Genomic DNA, 20,227 nt, shown 5'->3' on the forward strand with positions numbered 1-20,227 from the left:
AGGTGCATCCTCTCGGGCTGATGCTTTCAGACGACCGACACTACCTTCGGGGGACAGCTGCTCCAGCTAGATAAAAAAGGTGGGCATCCTGGCTTCAATCTTCGTCGCAAGCGCTTCGATTGGTGCTGTCGACCATCCAAAGTATGAAGTCACATAGGTCAGTGCGTTGTAGAAGGCTGCGAGTGCTGCCCTAGCTTGGTTCTCAACAAAGTCCATGTCGAGGCGCAGGTTTGCGATATTGAAACCGGTCCCGGGATCGACGACCCAAGATCGCATCTGCCTCGCAGGGTAAAGGGTCGGATGGGTTAGGTTCGAGAGAAACCCATAGACGCCGATACCGGCTCGGACACTGATTGTCCCTCCGGACCGCTCGGTGAGGTCGTACATCCACGCCACTGTCGCCTCTGGCCCCAGCAAAGCTTGGCCGTTTACGATGTGCTTGCCGAGAGCGACGTTGTCCGTCGTCGGGAACCGGGTTTGAATTTGGCGTTTGATCTCCGTGTACGTTTCCTTCGCCGCATCATAGGTCGGGTGGGTCTTGAGCCGCATTCTGCCAGCGTTCTTCTTCGCCTCTTCTGCGCTCAACAGATCTTCCGCATATGCCCGTGCCAGTCGGTTTTCGGGGGGTTCATCGGAGTCATCACCGAGTACCCAGAGAGCATGAGCGCAGTTCTCTATCACTGCTCGAATGAGGGCCGGCGGAGAGAAGAAGACCTCACCGCTCGAGTAGAGGGCTGCGAGCCCGCCCATATGACCGGACGCTGTCAGCAGGTAGGTCTGGACGACTTCCACGATTAGACGATGACCGGTTTCTCCGGGTGCAGCCTCAAGGAGAGGATCGGGCGAGGGCATCATTTCGGCGTCGATTGCAGCTGGCGAACCAGGCTGCGGAAGCCACCGAAATTGACTGCTGACGTCGTGGAACGTATCCCGACACAACAAGTAGAGTTCCGCAATCTCTTCCAGCCGCTCGTTGGTTTCCGGCGAGCCGTCATGCCAATACCCCATTACGCCACGTTAGCGCCCCTGGCCGCGGGTCCTTGAGCGCCGGAGTTGTCCCTGTTACGCACGGCACGACAAGTTATTTGGACAAAGGCGGCGACAGTTTATTTGGCATGCCGGTCGTTCTCCGACCTCGCGGCGACAGATTGCGTGGCCGTTCACATCGGTGGCGCGAGCTGTAGGTTCCCGCTACAAATGTCCATTTCTCATGCAAAATGTCCACGTCATGTCCATTTGGACATTTCGATGGGCCCGATCGGCATCCCGGTGGTCGAGAAGAGGCGCGGGTGACAGTCGCAGCTGAGGGTGTCGATCCGCGAGATGTGTCGTGGGAGGTTGAGGATCCTGCGTACCGTGTGTACTTTCACGGCCCGGCCGGTCGCGCGGATGAGTGGCGTGTCACAGACGCAAGGTCGGTCAACGAGGTCGTTGCTTGGGCGAATGAGCGTGCAGACGGGCGGTCATACGTCCTTTACGTCGAGGTGAAGACGGCCGAAACCGGTCTTGTGCGTTTGGATGGGTTCGATCCAAACGGAGGCTGATGGGGAGGGGAGAGGCGGTCATGCTGACCCATCACCGTTCGACTCGTCGCTCCGAACCCGCACGCCGAGCCAGACGTCGTATAGCCGTGGCTTCCTGAGCATCGCGGCCACCTGGCCGCGGGTGAGTCGGGGATCCTGTTCCCGCAACCGCATGAAGAGCGGGTCCGCCAGGTGCAGGAGACCGACCGGACTTCGTCGCAGCAGGATACCGACCACGGGTGACACGGCGATCACGGCGAAGAGGGTGGCGACGGCCGTCGTCACCAGCGCGTGCCGGCCTGTGCCTCCTGCGACGATCGCGACAACGCCCAGGACCATTGCGCCGATCGCGACCGCGATGAGCGCGCCCAGGGCCAGGCGCCTGATGACCACGGCCCGCGCGTAGCGAGAGGCCAGCTGTCCTCCGAACCGTTGGATTCGTTCGTGCCGGCTGCCTGGCCGGTTACGGGCGGCGATGAGCAGCTGAAAGTACCGATCCCGGTCCAGGAGGTCGTCGACCGGAATGACCCGCCACGCACCACTCTTCACCTGGCGCCGGAGAATTCGCGCCAGCGAGGCGTTGCGAACCCGGGCACCGCGCTGGTCCACGACTTGGCACGACGCCAGAACGGCCGCGAGGCGCGCATGCCGTCGCGCGCTCGAGAAGGAGACCGCGGCCGCGCACCAGAGCAGCAAGCCTGCCACGATGACCACCCCGTCGATCGGACCCCAGGGATCCTCCGCCGTCGGCGACGAACGCAGCCCGACGACAAGGCGCATCATCGGCACGATGCCCGCACCCAAGGCGACGAAGGCCAGAACGGTCTGCCGGGACGCTCGGCGCTGGTGCCAGCAGACATCGTCCAAGAGCAATGCCAGGTCGGGGACGGCCGCCGTCGTGCCCTCCTCCGAACTCACCGATGGTCATCCGCTCGGGCGCCCGATTCGACGTCGTCGCCTGGCAGACGCTGGATCGTCCCGCCGCTCGGGAGCCGCCTCGCCGGGTCCGCTGTGAGTCGTCCCGGCGGAGGCTCGTACGCGCGTTCACGCCTCCACCACGCCGTCAGCCGATGCCAGAGGGTCGCCATATCCCGTGACGCTACCTCGGACGTACGCGCCGCAGTGCTGAGAGTGCTCTCATCCTGGGTCTCTCAGGCCACGCAGGTGCGTCGCATCCCGCTACAGTCGTGCGAGCCGACAGGGTGCGTCGCAGGAGGGGGCCACGGTGGATGAGGGCGAGCTGGTCGCGGGTCAGCAGGCGAACGTGGAGGGGGCGGCTGCGCAGCCGGTCCAGCGGCCGCCGTTCAGCCAGCTGGCCATCTGGGGATTCGTGATCTCCTGTCTGAGCCTGTTCGTGTTCGGCTTCATCGGCTCGCTGGGGGCTGCGCTCTCCGGCCGCGGCTTCCGGGCGGCGGCACAGGGTCGCGCCCGAGGGAAGGGCCTGGCCCTCGCCGGCATGATCATCGGAGCCGCGGGGTTCCTGTTCTGGGCGATCGTCTTCATCGTGTCTCGCTTCCACTGAAACACTCGCCGCAAGCTCCTCCGCCTGATCGTCGTCGATGAAGACGGACAGCCCATCATCGGCTCGACGCCGCAAGGTTCCGTCTAGGCGAACTCGACAGGCACGGGCGTTGCCACCCGAGCGAGCCATGGGCGCGGGTGGGCGCCCGCTTGGACATTTCTGACGACCCCTGGCGGATGGCTCGGGTTGGTAGCTGCAGCCGCGTGTCCTGTGTCGGGGGTGTTGCCTAGCATGACCCCATGTCGTTCGAGCCACCGTCGCCTCACTACGCCCAGTTTCGTCAGGCGGTGAGGCGGTTCGCGCCGTCTGCGTTTCTGCCTGCGTTGGCTGCTCATACGGCACGGCTGGACCCGTTGGTTACGGGCCGCGGGCATCGCAACGACGGACGGTGGCCGTGGGCTGCGGCGGCGATGGCGAGGGAGTCGGTGCTGTATTCGAACGAGTTCCGGCACGGTGGGACACCGACTGAGAACGACTTCGCGAAGCTCTACAACCTGTTCAACGCGACCTACGATGTCGAGGACGATCCGAGCATCGCTGACATTATGATCCCGTTGGTCTACGAGCAGTTCGGGTATTGGGAGTCGGATTTCGAGGAGCTTGCCCGAGTGTGGGCGCTCTTCGGCGACTCGACTCTGGGTCCTCCCATCGCGTGGGGTGACGTGTTCGGAATGGAGCTCGAGAAGGCGGCCCGCGCCGCACTGGTCCTCCATGGGTTCGCAGTGCACAACGGCGGGCACATCGATGCGGCGCTACTGGACGCCCCGCATACGCAGGACATCTACACGAAGGTCGCCCCACGCCACGAGCTCGAGGCTCTGATGAGGTACTTCACCGTCACGGTTGAGGGTGCCCGGGAGCTCAGCGGGCAGGCACCTGTTGTCGCATCGAACCGACAACGCTACGCATTCAACCCCTTCGTCGCAAAGCCCCTGATCGATCTTGGGTGTGGAGGGGTGTGGGCTCCGCAAAGCTTGCTGGTGTCGCGTGCGATCTTCCCCACCAACCTCTACTACGTCGGGATGCGGCAGTGGGGTGCCCCGTTCGCGGAGAATCTCGGGGCCCGGGTGGAGCGATACGTGGGTCGGCAATTGCGGCTGATCGGCGGCGATCACGTGGAGGGGGAGATCACCTACGGCAAGGGTGACAAGTCGGTCGACTGGATTTGGGTGACGGACGCCTGCGTTATTTTGGTCGAGTGCAAGAGCGCCCGAATGACGTTCGGGGCTAAAGCGGCTGACTCTTCTCTGGGCACGATCGTGTCCAGGTCGATCGGGAAGGCTCGAACGCAGATCGATCGGACCGCACAGCTGATCACCGGGCGGGATCCAGCCTTCCGGCACATCCCCGCCGACCGCCCGATCGTAGGCATGGTGGTTACGGCGGAGCCCTTCTATCTCGGCAACGCTGGGGTCATGCCCGAATACGGGCTGCCCAGCCAGACGCCAAGCCAGGTCGTGTCGCTACGCGAGCTCGAGCACTTCGTCTGCCTCGACGAAGCCGCGGCCGTCGACTTGCTGCGCCGGACGCTTGCGGATCCGGAGAAACGCACCTGGGCGCTGGCCAATGTCATGCAAGAGCTCGGCGACCTCGGCAAGAATCCGTTGTTGGCCGACGCTTGGAAGCGATTCGACTTCCTCGACCCCACCGAAACCGACGCGGTCGCGTAACGGCATCGCATGCTGTTTGACGCGCGCATCGCACGCAGCTGACGGAGTAGATCCGGAGGGCACCCACGTTCCGGGGCATCGCCGGAGGCGGTGAGCTACTGATCCGAATCGACCTAGGCGTTCAGCGCCGATCATTTGCACGCTTGCGTTACGCGTAACTCAGGTAACGAGTTACAATCACTGGATGGATGGTAGGGTCGCTGCGAAGTCGAAACTGCTGTTCAACAACGTCCACATGCTCGCTGTCGCTAGAGCAATCGGTGTCGGTGAGGAAGTTGTGGACTCGAAGACTCTACAGATGCGGCTAGCTCTCGGACAGTCCGCGGTTCAGCGGATCTTGGTCATCCTGGAAGGAGTAGGACTCATGGAGCGTCTCAAGCGTCAAGCCCGGACGGAGCCTGTTCGTTACCGGCGGGTCACCCATGCCTTTTGGGACGCAATCCGGGCACTCGCCGATGCTTGAAGCCCTCCACACTCCGCATGAATCGGAGATGATCTTCCGTCACCAAGGGAGCTTTGATGGTGCCGAGCTGACAGTCACGTATGCGGTCGATCGGGTTGAACACGAATACCGGCTAGACAACGGCATGGCGGCGGTCGCAGACGAGTTCCTCCTCGCCGCGCTCCTTAGCGTTCCGGAGGATCGCCTCGTCAGGGTCGATTCACGCTTTGAGAAGGCTCTAAGTACGTCATCCGTCGCCCCTCTTGCAACTGTGCTCCAGGACCCGGAAGGCGGGGTGTGGGCCCAACGTCGGGCGCATCCAGCGGCGAACGTCATAGGTATTGAGATCGTGTCGTCGAGCCTCCGTCGAGGCTGTTCGGCGGCACAGCGTTGGGCTGGTTATGGACCCCGGACGGTACAGGCACCTGCGAAGGCAAGCACCTTCGAACTTACCGAGGCTGCGCATTATGGAATCGGCGTTATCACAGACGAGGGCCAACAGCTGCTCTCGCCAGCGCCGTTCGTCCCGGTGAGGTGGTCGTCGGCACGTTGGCGGTTCGCTGAACTCGTCTACGCGCAGTTCCGCGAGCTGGCCGGCTAGGACGCCCAGACCGTGAGAAGGTTGTCGACCTTCACGCTCCGCCCGATGTGCGATTCAAGCTGCGGGTAGGTGTCGAGGGCGCCGGCGGTCTGCCTCGCCCACAGCGCGCGCCGTCCTGCGCCGTCGAGGTTAAGGTAACCCGAGAAGAGGTTGTCGACGGCGACCACGTTGTGATTGTGGCCGATGCGTCGTTCTTCTTCGCTGCCATGGAGGCGGTCAAGGTCATCCCCGCGGCAAATCACGCAGAAGCACTTGATGGAAGCAGCGTTTGGGAACCACTCGCGACGCATGTGCGTGGAGCGGACGAATCGCAGCATGTCGGTGATGAGCATGTGCGGCGACATGTCTTCCGGGTCGATGGACGAGCCGCGGCCGCCGACGGGCGTCAAACGGCGCAAGGACGGGTAGGAGCCGATCGCGGAGGCGAGTGCTCCGTGTGCGAGGGCGTCGAAGCCAACCAGATCAGCCCGGTATGCGACGACCGGGACAGTCGCCTCCATGAAGATCCGTCGGTAGGCGCGGGCGCGGGACATGCTGCCGACCGGGTTGGTGGGGTCCGTGAACGCAAGGAGGACGGGATGACGGCTGCGGTTGATGACGGCGATGAGCTGCCGAGTGAGGAGTTCATCGCTCAACCATCCGGCGGACGTCGGCAGAGCGAACAGCACGTCCTCGCGATCGAGCGCGTTCGCGCCGGCGAGTGCGGCCTTCAGAGCAGCAGAGTCTCCCTTACGGATCTGGCCGGTCGGGGTGATCGCGAGATCGCTGCTCATGCGCTGCCGGTCAAGTTCTGCGTCGAGGTCGAGCTGGAACGCCCCCTCGGTCCCCTCGCCCTGGAAGGGCTCCGTCGCGCTCGCCCAGTGCCTGCGAAGCGCGCGAGGCTCGACGATGAGCGGCAGGCCCGGGTTAGCCCGCCGAATCTGGAGGACGTACTTCGATGCCTCCTCGCCGACGAGGAACGCTCCGCCCGCGCTTGCCTGGATGAGGGGCGCCTCCCCCCGCATGTTCACACCGCAGACATGGAACTGCCGGTTGGCGAGCAGCGCGCGGGCGTTGCCGGATTCGACCGGGCGAGGCGCAACGAGCGCCTGGCTCGGAGCGGTGTTGGGGTTGTTGACAACGGTGAACATCATGAAATCTCCTGGAGGAAGGTCAGTTCGAACTCGCGCGGGTACATGTAGGCGCGGCTTGCTAAGTCCTCGACGCTCGCGCCGGCGTTGAGGAAGTTCTGGATGGCGGAGGCTAGCGCGACGGGATTTTCCCTTCTCGAGGGCTCGGGTTCTTGGCGGTGCATGCCAGTTGTGCTGAGCCGGATACTCCAGGTCCGGTAGTCGGCCTCGCTAAGAAGGCCCGCGTCGAGACCGCGCCGGATGAGGGCAGACAGAGACAGACCCCACTTCCTCTTGAGGCTCATCAGCGCTTCAAAGGTCACCAGCGACGGCCAATCCTTGAGTAGGCGGGCGGCAGGCAGGAGGAACTCGCCAGCGAATGCGTCCGCCTCCCCCTCTTGTTCCGGAGTTGCCTCCGTTTCGTGCATCACCGCGTGGCCCAGCTCGTGGGCCATCGTGAACCTCTGTCGATCCGCCGGAACGTGCTCGCCAATCAGAATGACCGGGATTTCGTCCTCCTGCCAGGAGGCGACGGCGTCAACGCGGATGCTCTCCAGCGGCCAGCGAAGGACCACGGCTCCCGCATCTTCGAGGACAGCGACGAGATCGTCGATTGGGTCGGTACCGAGCTGGAGTTCGTCACGGACACGCTGTGCGACTTCCTGCGGGGTAACAAACCCGTCCTCCAGTTCGTGCCGGTGGAGAGTCGTAGGTTGCCGCCCAAGAAGGTTCTTCACACGCAGCCGCACCAACGCAAGGTCGGCGGCGATCTTATTAAGTGACGTCTTGGGTGTCGACTTGAGTTTGCGATGGAATATGCGGGCAGGGGCTGCCGAGGAAGTGACTCTGAAAAATGCCTCGACGGGAACTCCTAAGAGATCGGCCAACTGGACCCACTTCTCGTCATCGAGCTCAGCGCCGGACTCCGCCTTTGACAGCGCCGCCTGCGAGACGCCGATCGCCTCGGCGACTTGCATCTGGGTCAGTCGGCGGGAAAGGCGCAATGCCTCCAAGAAGTCACCTCGGGCGTTGTCGTTCGGCATGCGGCCATCATAGCATGGGCTGGAATATTCTGTCCCTAAACTATCTGACAGATAGGGCTGCCGCTTGAGGCGCAGGGATGAGTGAGCCAATCCTGACAACGCGCCTAGGCCGGTCTCCGAACTTGACGCAAGTTCTCGTGCGTGTGACACTTGTGACATCTAGGGGATCGCGCTGGCGCGTGAATCCCCTGACTTATTGGACATGGACAGGTGATACTGATGCCTACGCTCACGCTTGCCGCAACGTCGACGAATACCGAAACGCTTAATGCGATCGATGCCTTCGCGGGGACCCTACCTGAGGGCCAGGCCCGCGAAGCCCTTGATGCGGTGATCAATACGCTCCGGTCTGGCACCGATGTGATCATCGCCGGTGCTGATGATGGTGTGACTCCGACGCAGGCCGCGAAGGTGCTCGGCGTGAGTCGGGCGCACCTCTACAAGGTTCTCGATTCCGGTGCACTGCCGTTCACTGTCGTTGGCGCTCGTGACCGACGCATCTCGATGGCTGATCTTCGCGAGTATGTCGACCGGACAGAGGAACTTCGTCGTAGCATGGCGCGCACGGCGGCGCAGAGGCGCCAGGTGCGCGCGTTGTCCGTCGACGAGATGTAGTTCTGCGCTGTTCGGTACTCTGAGCCGATGGGTTACCTTCGGCGGGTCACATTGCGATGCCTTTGTGAGGACCTCGTGTCCGATTGGCGCGACGTCGCACAGCAGCGCGCGTTTCTCGCGTTGCGTGCGGCGGCGATCAGCGCGGAGAAGGACAGTGAGGTGGCCTTCGCGCTGGATGAGGTCCCTACAACCGCTCTCGCCGGGCACCCGCTCGTTGAAAGCTTCTATGCGGCATTCGAAAGTAGCGACTCGTCCCTTCATCGGGAAAGTATTAGCGGCCTGACCAATCCGCACTGGTGGAAGCAGAAGACGTCGCGGTGGCGTGGTGCTGCGACGGACGCAGCCATAGTGGGCGACGACGAGGCTTGGTTATGCGCAGGAGGACTCCGTGCAGGTAAGGAGGCGCGCGATTTCTACGTCAGCTTCACCTCCGCGGTCAACCATCACGGTGCCGGCCCGTACCTTCCCGCGCAAGAAGACAGGCGCGTTCAGGCGGTGGAGGCAAAGCGCACCCGACTGGAAGCGTGGGCGGCGCAGCTGCGGTTAGCTGCCCTCGTGTGCCTCGCTGAAGCTGACACGAGCGGCGAGCGGCGCATGCTGCACATTCCGCACCCCAGTCCGGCTCCGCAGGATGCCCCACTCGCGCATGTCACGTTCGAACTCGAGCGCATCAGCGACGAGGCCGGCGAGGAACTGGCGGAAGTTTTCATCATGGTCGTTGTTGAAGACCATGCTGCGACAAACTTGATGCTTTCGGCCATGGAAGCTATACGTAGCGTGATCGAGCCCGTAGCTGATGCTTGGCGTGTATTGCCCGGTGCGGGAGCGAGTGAGATCTGGTCTGCGATCGTGGCGCCCGAGGATCTTGCTGCCGCTCACAACGCAGTCGAGTTTGGAGCGGTTCCAGAGGAGCGCGCGGCGTCCGTGCTCGCGCTAGGGGTCGTGGCGCACTACGCGCCCAAGGGGCACATCGTTGACGCGACAATTTCCGGTGACCCCGTGCGAGGCCTCTGTGGCCAGTGGTTTGTGCCGACTGCGAATCCGGACTCGCTGCCTATCTGCCCGACTTGCAAGCACAAGCACGCCGCGCTCGCGGATTAGAAACGGCGACAATGTAGTCGACTGCCAGCCGTCTCGAACCCTCAGGCAGACTCGACTTCTAGCGAAATCTAACGTTTTCTAAAGCCGGATCGATAGAAAAAGGGTCCGGTATGTGATTTATGGCGGCGGGGCACGAAGAGAGTCGTCGACGGCCGGACCCGGGCCTTGGTTCAGGCGGGGTTGTCCGTGTAGTAGCGTTTCAGGGCTCGGTGCAGTGCTTGTCCTTGGCGCGTGAGTTCAAGGGCTCGTCCGCGTTCGGCGTGCGTTAGGAGGGTCGCGCCGGTGTCGGCCGCTAGGCGCGTCAACTGGGTGCTGAGCGTGGATGGTGCGCAGCCGATTTCTCGGGCAGCGTCGGCGAGGGTCCGGTGGCGGGCGACGACGAGGAATCGGGCTGCGCGCTGTGGTGCACCGATTCCTGTTAGAGCGCGGCGCAGCAGTTTGTTGGAGGGGACGGTGTCGTCGGGTCGGAGAGCGGAGCGTCGGCTTGCGGGGCCAGGTGGTCGAGCGGGGATTCCTGCCGCCTTCAGCGCGTTGCTGATCGCACTCGGGCTGCTCTTTGTCTCGGCGGCGAGTTCATTGAGGGTGCGTTTGTCCTCCAGGTAGCGGGTGCGCAGCCATTCTGGTTCGATTTGGGCTGGGGGTCGGCCGGGTCGGCGGAGTGCGTGACCGCCATCGAGGAGCAGGCGGGACAGTGTTTGTTTGCTTACGCCGGTTTCTGCGGCGATTTGGCGAAGGGGCTTTCCCGAGAGGTAGTCCGCCACGACCGTCGGGAGGATGTCCCTGGCCGTCGCCCGGGTGGGTGCCCAGACGTTGCTGTTGTCTGCGGATGCGGTCGATGCGGAGAGGGGAGCGCTCGAGGCGCCGTCGATGAACTCGGGTGGGAGGGGCGGATGCCAGACGGTGGGCTCTGAGATACCGGCATCTTTGAGGTATTGCTGGGCGTGGCCGTGGAGGAGATCGAGAAGTATAGGTGGGGCCGAGCTATGAAATCGGGCGATTGACGCAGCTGTGCTGGCGCGTTCATTGGGGTTCGTGGTCGATTTTGCGAGAGGGGCGCCCGCGGTGAGCAGGGTGTGGACGCTCGCGTGGGCGACTTGCCAGCGTGGAGTGCCGCCGGATCGTACTCCGGCTCGGCGGCAGAGGATGCGCCATTGGTCGGGTGAAAGCAAGGTGGCGTAGTCGAGGGAGCGCCGGCGTGCGTAGTCGATAGGAACGGTTGTGTCGTCCAGCCATTCGGCCAGTTGGCTGATTCGCTGAAGGACCCGTGGACCATCGGTTGAGGTGTGCAGTGTTTTGAGGACATTGCTGGCTTGGCGGGGTGAACCCACCTGGTGCAGGAGGCTGCGTGCTTCGGCGTGGGTGAGCGGGGAACGGACGATAACGACGGCGACCGCGAGTGCTTGGGCAACCTGCTGGGTGGCCCGCGTGCCGGGCATGCAAGCCTCCACCCATTCGGTCCAAAGCAGGCTGGGAATCTTCGCCGATCGGTTAGTGGCGGTGCTGCGGTCGCCCCGGGTGTGTGAGCGAAGGATGGTAGTTGGGCGCCTAGTTCGATGGAGGGAACGGCTGAGGAGGGCTTGCAGCTGCGGGGAATGCCCAGCGAATGAGGTGTGGACACTGACGCCATCTGTGAGGATCGCCCGTGTTCGGTCGCCTACGAAGCGGCAACTCTCGGCACTCTCTATTGGCGTGCTGGCCAGCTGGATCTGGCTGAGCCCCTGCTGCGCCAGACCGCTGACGCCGACGCCCAGGCACGCGCCGACCTCGGTCATTTGCTCCTCGCCACTGGTCGCCGTAATGAGGCGGTGCAGGAGTGGGGGAAAGGTGTCGTGGACTCACAGCCGGAGAGCATGGTCCCTTTGGCTAATCTGCTTTCCCGGGAGGGTGATCAGGCCCACGCCGCGGATCCGTATGAGCGTGCCTATGAACTTGGGGATCCTCACGCCGCGCTGAACCTCGCACTCGATCTGTACAGCGACGAAAGGTTGCCCGACGCTCTGAGTTGGGCCCGAAGGGCCTCGGAACGAGGGGATGAGCAAGCGAAGGCCTGGCTGCCAGCCCTGGAGGAGGAAATGGGCGGCGGGAAGCCCAGGTGAGGGACGGCCAAATCTGGGGGACGAGTTTGCTGTTGACGTGTGAGGGTGCAGCTGATGCTGGCCGTTGTCCGGCATTCTCCATGGTGAGCTCCGGTGTTGCTGCCGGTTCCCGTCAGACGGGTTTCCCGTCCGATGGTCTGCAAGGCGGGATGAAAGCGTGGGATGCCGTTAGGGAGAGCCTGGCGGATGGGACCCATCGCGGCGGTGAAGCCTTTGCTTCTGCTGTCGACGCTTTCGTACCTTAGCGATCTGCGCGGTGCTGGGAGGTTGTGTTTGATCTCGACTAGCGATCCACCTCGGACACCTCGGTCGAATTACCGGACGAAGAGCTATCCGCGGGCACAATGAGAATGCTTCGGACTTCTGTGACAGCCGGCAAGCTCGCTCGCCTCAGTTCACCGGCGAACTCCTTTGACCGCGACGGCCACAGATTGATGTTGAATTCCAGCGGGTTATCAGGGATGGGCGTTGGATTCCACATCACGCGCTCGTGGACCAGGCGACCATCGACTCGCCAACGAATATATTCCGGCCGCCACTCAATTTCATACATGTGGAAGTCATCGCTGGCGTCAAATCCCAGAACGATCTCACTAGGAGTTCCTCGGTAACCATACTCGAGCTTTGTGCCGGGGGGCCCAGGGTTGTAGAACACATTGACCAGCATCCTGGTAGTGTCCTTGCCTCGGAACTCGATGTCGATTTCCTGCCGAGGCCCGTTGCGGTGCAAGAACAGTCCGGTAATAACGCCGGGGGTCCTCGCGGGTCGCAGCTTTGCCGCGAAGGTGCCGTAAAGAAACTCCTCGTTGCTCGCAATCGCCGCGGCCGAAAAATCTCGAACCCGCGTCGGCCTCTCACGCAGCACAAACTTCGCGGGCGCGTCAGGCTTCGTTACAACGTTCGCTGGGTCAAAGAGAGCTAGGTTACTCGGGAATGTGTCGTCCCGGAGTGTCCACGTCTTCTCATCAAGCGTCCGAGCGGCACGCCACTCTATGGGGATGCCCTGCACGCGCTCAACAGCACCGTCGTGAAGTCTCACGCCGCTTTCAGCTAGGCGACCGCGGATCACCCAGGGAGACTTGTCCCATCGGAGAGCTGGTGCAACTGCGGCCAGTGATCGCACACGGTTGTTGTCGGTTCTCCGCTGGCCGAGATCGCGCTGCTCAGGATAGGAGAACGATGGGTAATCGATGTTGAGGAATCGCGCCAGCGCTGCCCATTTGTCTTCGATGCTCGGTTCCAGTGCCAGCAGACGGTCAGCTTGTATATCGCCTAGTTGGTGTGACCCCCCGGTTCTTATGAAAAGGCTAGATGGGAATCGGCTTGCGATCCGAGCCAATCGCTCTTCGGTCAGTACTGCCACGTTCACGTAAGCGGAAAACGCTTGACCCTTGGGGCTCTTAATTTCCGGGATGCCTGTCGCCGGCAGCGTATCGACATCGCTGATCGTGGTGTAGCCAAGCATCGAAAGCGCCGTAGCGAGTGAGGAGAGTCCTGTGTCCGGTGGCCCGAAGGCGAATATGGGGCCAGGAAGCTTCCCTCGCGCTGTCGCCAACGGCTTCTCACGGGTGATCGCGCCTACTTGCGACAGAACGGGAAGGACCGAGTAGGAGTTAGTCGACGGTTCGTCTGCGCGTTGTTCGATCAGCGGACTCGCTGATGTGTATGCGCCGAGCTCGGCTAATTGAAAGTTCAGCCACAGATCGACGGGACCGCGGACAGGAATCCTGTCGAGAAGCTTCTTAGCACCTTGCCGGGTAAGCACATAGCCCGCGGCCTCCCATAGCCCGGGGGCTTGCCGTCGAACGGCGGGAGCTCCTCGCGAGGCGTCTCTCTCCGGCCGCACGTCATTAAACGCAAGGTAGAGCAGGTCAAGGCTCGAGGCGCTGCGCTCCCGTTCCAGCGACTGCCAAACTTCTCGAAGCCTGCGGGCGAATCCCCAACCCATGAAGACGTCATCTTCCAAAACCAGCGCAGACGGGACGTCGCCGCCAGCGATGAGATGCCAAACGGCTATGTGCGAGAGTGCCACTGCCACCTCCTCGCGAGACATCTTGATCACGCGTGTGGTGGCCGCAGCATCTATCTGCAGCAACGGGTTCGGGTGAACCGTCAGCTGCTCAGCAAGAGTGAACTCAGCGATCACGTCGGAAGGGTTCGCCTGGGATGCGAGGGAGTGGCGGGCGTCAACCGCCGAGAAGCGGCGGGCAATCGCAGTCAGAGGTACACCGTGACGGTCGCGGAACCGGCCGAGCTCGCGACGTAGGAGACGCCACCTGTCAATCTTGCGATCCAAGTTGATCACATAGATGCGGCGCAAGGCGTCCTGTTCAGCGCCACTGGAGAAGACGTTCGATTGTCGGCGCAAGTCGAGCAACCTCAGCATGCGTCTGACTCGATGTGTGAACAGTTCGCGCACGTCAGCGAAGGAATGCACGTTCACGGGGCCGTCTCCGAGACATCGCCCGCGATCTGTTCAAAGTCTCGCCGAGCCCATTTGCGCCAATCGCGTGCGCTTTCCCGATACTCCAACTCCCACTCACTTCGAGAGATAGCGTCCCAAGAGCGGAGCAGCGAGAAGTCGAACGGTCTGCCGAGGCGCCGCAATTCAACGGCATGGGAAACCAGCGTCGCCGTCAGGTTACCCGGCCCGGTTAGCGACTGAATATCGCGGTCATCCCTCCCCGCCGAGAGAAGCGCACGCGTCGCCCCTTGCAAAGCATTGACCACTACAGGGTGCCTCGGGGGAGCAATCATTGGATCGTTGTTGACGTAGAAGACCCGGTCAGAGTCACTGCCCAACGCGGCCACGGTGAGCGCGTCCGCCATCGCATCCTCCGGAATGCTGTAACACAAAGGATGAAGCTTCAAGTCCCCATCGGAGAAGAGTTCGTCAATCTGCGCACCGATAAAAACGTCGTCGGCATCTACGTAGAAGCCGCCCTCCCGCGAAATGTAGGCGAGACGGAAGTAGTCTGCGCGCATCGCGGGGTGCGAGCATCTGGCGAACGCTTCTGAATACGTCGGCGGGAACCTTGCGGCGATGTACTGCTTGGCCCCGGTGTCGTCGAACAGTATGTGACGAAATCCCCGCTGGTCGAGGAGCCTCCAACTATCAACGCACGCCTGAACATCTGAAGGGAGCGTCGCTTCATCCCAGAACTGGACGAGCACTCGGGGAACCGTTCCCTTCGTCGGCGTCGTTCGAGCGGGATCAGCTATCAACGCGCGCATAACCTCCGACCTGAGCTTGTGGTCACGGGCGATCTCCGCCGGCGTAGTGTTCGTCGCATCAAAAGCATCGGAAGGCATCTCTTGGAAGTGTTGTGGATGCAGTATCGGGCGTCAACGCCCCTAGCGCATCACAATTCCACGTGGAGCGCGCCCGCGCCTCTTTCAGCGGGTCGTGGCATGGGCGTGCACCACTGATCTCGAGAGTGTTGCCCGGTGGTTGTGCTTTTCGACGATCTTCGATATTCGTACCCCCCTTATGGCTAGGTTGCGAGAACTCGAACTCTGTTGATCGACTCTTTGGCGAGTGACGAAATCATCCGGCCAAGCCGTCGCCGTCGTCGCTGATCCACGCTAGGGCATCGTTTCGAGACCGGCATACTTCTGGCTCGGTAGTCGGGATTGTGCCCGCAAAGCCCAGCCAGACATCCTGCCGACGGGCCACGCGCCCGACCCGTAGTGCGCCAAAATCGAGCTGCGCGCCCTGCTTGGTAACTACCCAGTCCTGGGTCTCCTCCTCCAGCCATGCGACAAACGTGTTGCCCGTACGTGTGTTCTCAAAGATGATCTGGGTCGGGGTTTCGTTCAGTATCAGAATCATGGCAATTACCGTAGATCATGGGTGGCAGAGCAGTTGAAGCTGGACCTGTACCCGTTAGTCCAGTTCGTCCGAAGAGCCCACTGGCGAGGGTGCTGGAGCGCGAGATCGTCGCCAGCCTGGTTGTGGCTCGGACTGTTACTGCCCCATGATTGTCGCCAACCGACGTCGCCGACACCATCACCGATTAGCACGAACCCCTTCCCGGGTAGTGTTTGGTTCCTGCTAGCCGGGGGTATGAGGATCGGGCCATCGTCCTAGGGGGTCCGTGGCCTGGCTCTCGTCGTGCGCGCGGGCGGCAAAGGCACCACTGGTGACGATCGTTTACGGAAGACGAGCGGGTCGCAGCTGGCACAATCGTCGTCATGGGTGACTACTTCGAGGAGGCGGCCAGGCCGCGAGTCCTCACGATGGGCCTAACGGAGCAGGAACTCGCTATCGTGGCTCCGCTGGTTGGGACTGTGACCGCCTACACGGACGACGAGAAGTTTCGTGCGGAAGAATTCGACGGATCGCATATTTGGTGTGTTTATCGTCGGAGCCATGAAGCCGTTGTGAGGAATAGCGACCGTTCCCTTCCAAATGTCTCATCGCTTAGGCCGAGTCAGATGTCAACTTAGGAGTGGGCCCGCTTGGCGGCCGCCATCTTCGAGAAGGTCGAGACCGACGGAACCTCTGTTTTTGGACAACTCCGCCGAGAACCACCGCTCATGCTCGTGGACATATGGGCGCGAAATCCGCGGATGCTGGGGGTGCTTTGGACATTTCCGCCGAGAACCTACACGAGCGGGCCGAGCGCAGCTTCGTTCGACAGGCACGGTGCCGACGGGTCGGCGGACGGATAGCCGGGTTCGCCGCGGACAGGGGCCGAGAGCGCGAAGACCATGATGCCGACAGCTCAGGGACAGCAGGAGCCACACGCCCGTCGCGAGGGCGTATTCGGACGGGCGTAGCCACAACGGCGCCCTGCGCGCCGGCGCCGGCTTCGCGACCGGTGTGGGCTCACGCAGGTCGGCGTGCGCTCGAGGACGAGCCGTACGCGGATCCTCGGGGCCTGACCGGAGCGGCCCGGTTCCGTCATTGTCGGTTGCGTGCCGATCAGGTGACGGAGCGCGCCGCGGCGACGCCTTCTCGGAGGGCGGATAGGTCGCTGGGCGCGTAGTGACGTCCCTGGCGGACGACACCCACGATGTCATGAAGGTGCGCGGCCGATTCGCGGGGGTCGCGGGCGAGGAAGACGAGGTCGGCGAGCTTGCCGACCTCGATCGTGCCGGAATCCTCCGAGCGCCCGACGAGGCTCGCGGCGTCCACCGTCGTCATCTGGAGGATGCGGAGCGGGTCGACGCCGGCCGCGGCGAGGAGGTCGAACTCTCGGTGAAGCGACGGGCCGGCGATCACCCAGCCGGCGCCGGTGGCGTCGCTGCCGGTGGTCATGCGAACGCCCTCCTCGGCGAAGATCTTCACGAGCCGAAGCTCGGTGTCGTGTTGTGCCGCGAAGGTCGCGTGCTGCTGGGGTGTGTACTTCTTCGAGAAGTGATCCGCGGACCTGGTCCAGAATCTCACGGTGCCCGGCTTCACGTAGCGGAGGTCGGGGTCGTCGCGGAAGGACGGGATGTCGGCCCGCTGTGACGTCAGTTGCCGGACGAGCGTGGGGGTCACCCACGTGTCCTCTCGGACGAACAGCTGCGCGAGCTCCCGGGCCTCGCCGTCATCGAAGGTGTCGAGGGCGTGCTGAAGCAGTGCGATCGAGCTGTCGGTCGCCCGGGCGGTCGGATTCACGACGACGCGCGGGAGCGCCATCGTCAGGATGCGCGCGAGCACGGGCCGGGGAAGGCGCGGCAGCCGGAGCTCGCTCCCGCTCCGGAGCTGGGCCCGTATGGCCTGTTCGTCCGTGGAGCACGCGGCCAGGAGCGGAATGCCCGGACCCAGGTGCTCGATCGTGAATCCGAGACGCGCCGCCGCTCGCGGATCAGCGCCGGCGGGAAGATGCCCGGCCACGGGGACACCCCATGCGGCGGCCTCCCGTTGCACTGCGGTCAGGGTGTACGGGCTGACGGCTGCGACCTTGATGAAATCCGCGCCGTCCGCCGCCTCCGAGCGCACGGTCTCTCTGGCCTCCGCGGGGGTCGCCGCGTTCGCGGGCGAGAGGATCTCGCCGCAGAGCGCGGTCAGCGCTGGAGAATCGGCCGGGAGTCCCAACTGGTCCCGTGCGCGCCGGCGAAGAAGGTCGGAGCTGCCGGACATCTGCCGAAACGACGTGATCCCGAAGGCGAGCATGAGCGCCAACGTCCCGTCCGGCTCGGTGAGGTTCAGGGCGTGCGCGTGCGAGTCCGTGAACCCGGGGACGACGAAGACCGGGCCCGGCGTCAGCACGTCGTCGTGATCGGTGCGCGGGGTGGTGCCGGCGCGCGCCACCGCGGTGATCAGGCCGTCGCTGATCACCACCTCGCTGTCCGGCAGCAGGCCCCCGGTTCGCACGTCGACGACGGTGACTCCAGCGATGATGGTTCGCGTGGCCAAAGCGTGCTCCCTCCTCGGGCCCACGGCGAGCGATCCCGCTCGCGAGTGCTCGAGCCGCCTGATGCGGACCCGGGCCCGATACCGGAGGGTGCGTCGTAGGCCGTCCAACGTGGTGACGATGGCAATGGTGGCCTCATTCCCCGGAGGGCGGGCCGACGATTCCACTCAGCGGTAATCGAGCTTTCGTGACAGACTCCCTCCCATGGAGGAACCCTCGGCAGCCGTCGCCCGCCGCACCGGGGTGGTGGATCGGGCGTTCTCGATCCTGGCGGCGTTCGACGAGCGCCATGCAGCGCTCTCCCTGACCGCGATCGCAGGCCGTGCCGGTCTGCCGATCAACAGCGCTCTGCGGATCGTCCGGTCACTCGTCGGCGTCGGCGCTCTCGAACGGCGCGACGACGGGTTGTATGTCGTCGGTCTCCGACTTTTCGAGATCGCAGCGCTCGCTCCGAGGAGCCAGGGCATTCGACGAATCGCCATGCCGTTCCTGCAGGACCTCCATGCCGTCACCGAGGAGCACGTCCTCCTCACCGTCCGCGAAGGCGACGAGGCGGTGCTGATCGAACGCCTGTCCGCTCGTGGTGCGGGCCGCGTCGCCTATCGCGTCGGCGGGCGCCTGCCCCTGCACGGAACCGGTGGCGGCCTCGTCCTGCTCGCCCACAGCCCCCGTGAGGTGCAAGAGGCCATGATCGCTCACGCCGATGTCGATCTGACAGGACCAGGACGATTGGCCTTCCCGACCGGTGACGAGCTCCGCCGTCGGTTGGCCGCGATCCGGCAGGAGGGATCACTGGTCTTCGCCGCCTCCGCCGTCGACGGCATGGGCACCGTCGCGGCACCCGTCTTCGGGAGAGCGCGTGAGGTGGTCGCGGCGGTGTCGGTCGTCGCACCGGCGGACAAGCAGGTGCTGGAAGGCCTGCTGCCCGCCGTGCGCGTGACGGCCAGGGCCGTCTCCGGCGCTCTCGAACCGCGGCGCCCTACCGCTGGGTGGAAGTCGCCCCCCCGCTGATCGGCAGGCGACATACCGTGCCTGCATGCCTTCGCCGCTCGTCGATGTCCATGCGCACTTCGTCACGGACGACTATGTCGCGGGTGCCAGAGCCGCAGGAATCGAGCATCCCGACGGGATGCCGGGCTGGCCGGGCTTCGATGTCGGCGATCAGCTTGCGAGCATGGACAGGCGGGGCATCGCCCGCGCGGTGCTCTCGCTCTCGTCGCCCGGCGTGCATCTCGTCGCCGGGCGGGATGCTGAAGCAGCGGCGATGGCGGAGCACGTCAACGACGTCGCACTCGGATACGTCGACGACCATCCGGGGCGCTTCGACTGCTTCGCCTCCGTTCCCCTGCCCGATGTGGACGCGGCGCTGCGGGAGCTGACGCGGGCGATGACGGCGGGCGCGATCGGAATCGCGGTGGAGTCGAACGCGCACGGGCAGTACCTCGGGGATCCGGCGCTCGAGCCGCTGTGGGCGGAGCTCGACCGGCGGCGAGGGATCCTCTTCATCCACCCGACCTCGCCGGTGTCGTGGGAGTCGACGGGACTGGGGTTGCCACGCCCTCTGCTGGAGTTCCTCTTCGACTCCACCCGCACGGTCGTCGACCTTCTGCGAGCCACAGTGATCCACCGGTACCCGGGGATGCGTGTCATCGTGCCGCACTCGGGAGCGGCACTCGGGAGCCTCGCCGACCGCGTCACCGCCCTCCTCCCGCTCGCTGTCGGCGTCGACGCCGAGGCGCTCCACCTGTGGGAGCAGCTGACGTCCCTGTGGTTCGACACGGCCGGGACGCCGTTCCCGCACGCGATCCCCGCATTGACGTCGCTGGTCGGCACCGACCGGATCCTGTACGGCAGCGACTCCTGCTGGACACCGCCCGCCGTGGTCGACGCGCAGCTCGCCTCCCTCGACACGGCTCCCCACCCCAGCGGCGTCTCCTCCTGGCGTGAGCTGGCTGGAGCCAATGCCGCACGCCTCCTGAACGCGAGCGGACACCCCCATCCCCGTGCCGACCGTGAGAAAGCGTGAACAGCCCATGACCTCGCACCCTGACGACCCTCGTGAGACGCCCGCCACGTCATCACGCCGAACGTTCCTCAAGACCACCGGCTTCATTGCACTGGGTCTCGGGGCCGCCGCGGCATCGGGTGGGCCTCTCCT

General features: G+C 64.1%; 17 protein-coding genes. 8 read left to right on the top strand and 9 right to left on the bottom strand.

What is annotated here, in order from left to right; translation table 11 throughout:
• Window positions 1–66: 66 nt before the first annotated feature.
• The gene (locus tag LLS1_RS00780; RefSeq protein ID WP_226653166.1) at window positions 67–1,008 is read right to left on the bottom strand and encodes a hypothetical protein; all 942 of its coding nucleotides are present in this window, start codon (window positions 1,006–1,008) and stop codon (window positions 67–69) included.
• Window positions 1,009–1,562: 554 nt separating this feature from the next.
• The gene (locus tag LLS1_RS00785) at window positions 1,563–2,441 is read right to left on the bottom strand and encodes a hypothetical protein (RefSeq protein ID WP_226653167.1); all 879 of its coding nucleotides are present in this window, start codon (window positions 2,439–2,441) and stop codon (window positions 1,563–1,565) included.
• A 307-nt stretch (window positions 2,442–2,748) separates the two neighbouring features.
• On the opposite strand from LLS1_RS00785, the gene LLS1_RS00790 reads away from it, so the two are divergent.
• From LLS1_RS00790 to LLS1_RS00800, 3 genes are all read left to right on the top strand, one after another.
• The gene (locus tag LLS1_RS00790) at window positions 2,749–3,045 is read left to right on the top strand and encodes a DUF4190 domain-containing protein (protein ID WP_226653168.1); all 297 of its coding nucleotides are present in this window, start codon (window positions 2,749–2,751) and stop codon (window positions 3,043–3,045) included.
• Window positions 3,046–3,284: 239 nt separating this feature from the next.
• Window positions 3,285–4,715 (top strand): hypothetical protein, encoded by a 1,431-nt coding sequence (locus LLS1_RS00795; protein WP_226653169.1) that lies wholly within the window; start codon window positions 3,285–3,287, stop codon window positions 4,713–4,715.
• 455 nt (window positions 4,716–5,170) lie between these two features.
• Window positions 5,171–5,758: a hypothetical protein gene (locus LLS1_RS00800; RefSeq protein ID WP_226653170.1), complete on the top strand. Its 588-nt coding sequence runs from the start codon at window positions 5,171–5,173 to the stop codon at window positions 5,756–5,758.
• Here the strand turns inward: LLS1_RS00800 and LLS1_RS00805 are convergent.
• On the bottom strand, window positions 5,755–6,891 hold the full coding sequence (locus LLS1_RS00805) for a hypothetical protein (protein WP_226653171.1): 1,137 nt from the start codon (window positions 6,889–6,891) through the stop codon (window positions 5,755–5,757). The two genes, LLS1_RS00800 and LLS1_RS00805, sit on opposite strands and share 4 nt — an antisense overlap.
• Window positions 6,888–7,910, bottom strand: coding sequence for an ImmA/IrrE family metallo-endopeptidase (locus LLS1_RS00810; protein ID WP_226653172.1), 1,023 nt, complete (start codon window positions 7,908–7,910; stop codon window positions 6,888–6,890). The genes LLS1_RS00805 and LLS1_RS00810 overlap by 4 nt, the downstream gene beginning before the upstream one ends.
• Before the next feature lie 219 nt (window positions 7,911–8,129).
• On the opposite strand from LLS1_RS00810, the gene LLS1_RS00815 reads away from it, so the two are divergent.
• Window positions 8,130–8,525 carry a helix-turn-helix domain-containing protein gene (locus LLS1_RS00815; protein ID WP_226653173.1) on the top strand — a complete coding sequence of 132 codons (396 nt, stop codon included), beginning with the start codon at window positions 8,130–8,132 and terminating at the stop codon, window positions 8,523–8,525.
• Window positions 8,526–8,552: 27 nt separating this feature from the next.
• Entirely contained in the window at window positions 8,553–9,626 is a 1,074-nt protein-coding gene (locus tag LLS1_RS00820; RefSeq protein WP_226653174.1) for a DUF3039 domain-containing protein, read from the top strand.
• A gap of 170 nt (window positions 9,627–9,796) precedes the next feature.
• On the opposite strand, the gene LLS1_RS00825 is transcribed toward LLS1_RS00820, so the two are convergent.
• Window positions 9,797–11,062: a LysR family transcriptional regulator gene (locus LLS1_RS00825; RefSeq protein WP_226653175.1), complete on the bottom strand. Its 1,266-nt coding sequence runs from the start codon at window positions 11,060–11,062 to the stop codon at window positions 9,797–9,799.
• A 174-nt stretch (window positions 11,063–11,236) separates the two neighbouring features.
• Here LLS1_RS00825 and LLS1_RS00830 point away from each other — a divergent pair, with 174 nt between their 5' ends.
• Window positions 11,237–11,722: a hypothetical protein gene (locus LLS1_RS00830; protein ID WP_226653176.1), complete on the top strand. Its 486-nt coding sequence runs from the start codon at window positions 11,237–11,239 to the stop codon at window positions 11,720–11,722.
• A gap of 283 nt (window positions 11,723–12,005) precedes the next feature.
• Here the strand turns inward: LLS1_RS00830 and LLS1_RS00835 are convergent, their stop codons facing one another.
• From LLS1_RS00835 to LLS1_RS00850, 4 genes are all read right to left on the bottom strand, one after another.
• Window positions 12,006–14,108, bottom strand: a complete 2,103-nt coding sequence (locus LLS1_RS00835) for a family 16 glycosylhydrolase (RefSeq protein WP_226653177.1) — start codon at window positions 14,106–14,108, stop codon at window positions 12,006–12,008.
• 53 nt (window positions 14,109–14,161) lie between these two features.
• A complete protein-coding gene (locus tag LLS1_RS00840; protein WP_226653178.1) occupies window positions 14,162–15,034 on the bottom strand; it encodes a glycosyltransferase family 32 protein in 873 nt (290 codons plus the stop codon).
• Window positions 15,035–15,269: 235 nt separating this feature from the next.
• A complete protein-coding gene (locus tag LLS1_RS00845) occupies window positions 15,270–15,554 on the bottom strand; it encodes a hypothetical protein (RefSeq protein ID WP_226653179.1) in 285 nt (94 codons plus the stop codon).
• Window positions 15,555–16,649: 1,095 nt separating this feature from the next.
• Window positions 16,650–18,071, bottom strand: a complete 1,422-nt coding sequence (locus tag LLS1_RS00850; RefSeq protein ID WP_226653180.1) for an amidohydrolase family protein — start codon at window positions 18,069–18,071, stop codon at window positions 16,650–16,652.
• Window positions 18,072–18,273: 202 nt separating this feature from the next.
• Here LLS1_RS00850 and LLS1_RS00855 point away from each other — a divergent pair, with 202 nt between their 5' ends.
• On the top strand, window positions 18,274–19,080 hold the full coding sequence (locus LLS1_RS00855; protein WP_226653181.1) for an IclR family transcriptional regulator: 807 nt from the start codon (window positions 18,274–18,276) through the stop codon (window positions 19,078–19,080).
• A 25-nt stretch (window positions 19,081–19,105) separates the two neighbouring features.
• Window positions 19,106–20,095 (top strand): amidohydrolase family protein, encoded by a 990-nt coding sequence (locus LLS1_RS00860; RefSeq protein ID WP_226653182.1) that lies wholly within the window; start codon window positions 19,106–19,108, stop codon window positions 20,093–20,095.
• The last annotated feature ends 132 nt before the right edge of the window (window positions 20,096–20,227 follow it).

The sequence above is a fragment of the Leifsonia sp. LS1 genome (genome assembly GCF_020521355.1).
Classification (GTDB): Bacteria; Actinomycetota; Actinomycetes; order Actinomycetales; family Microbacteriaceae; genus Leifsonia.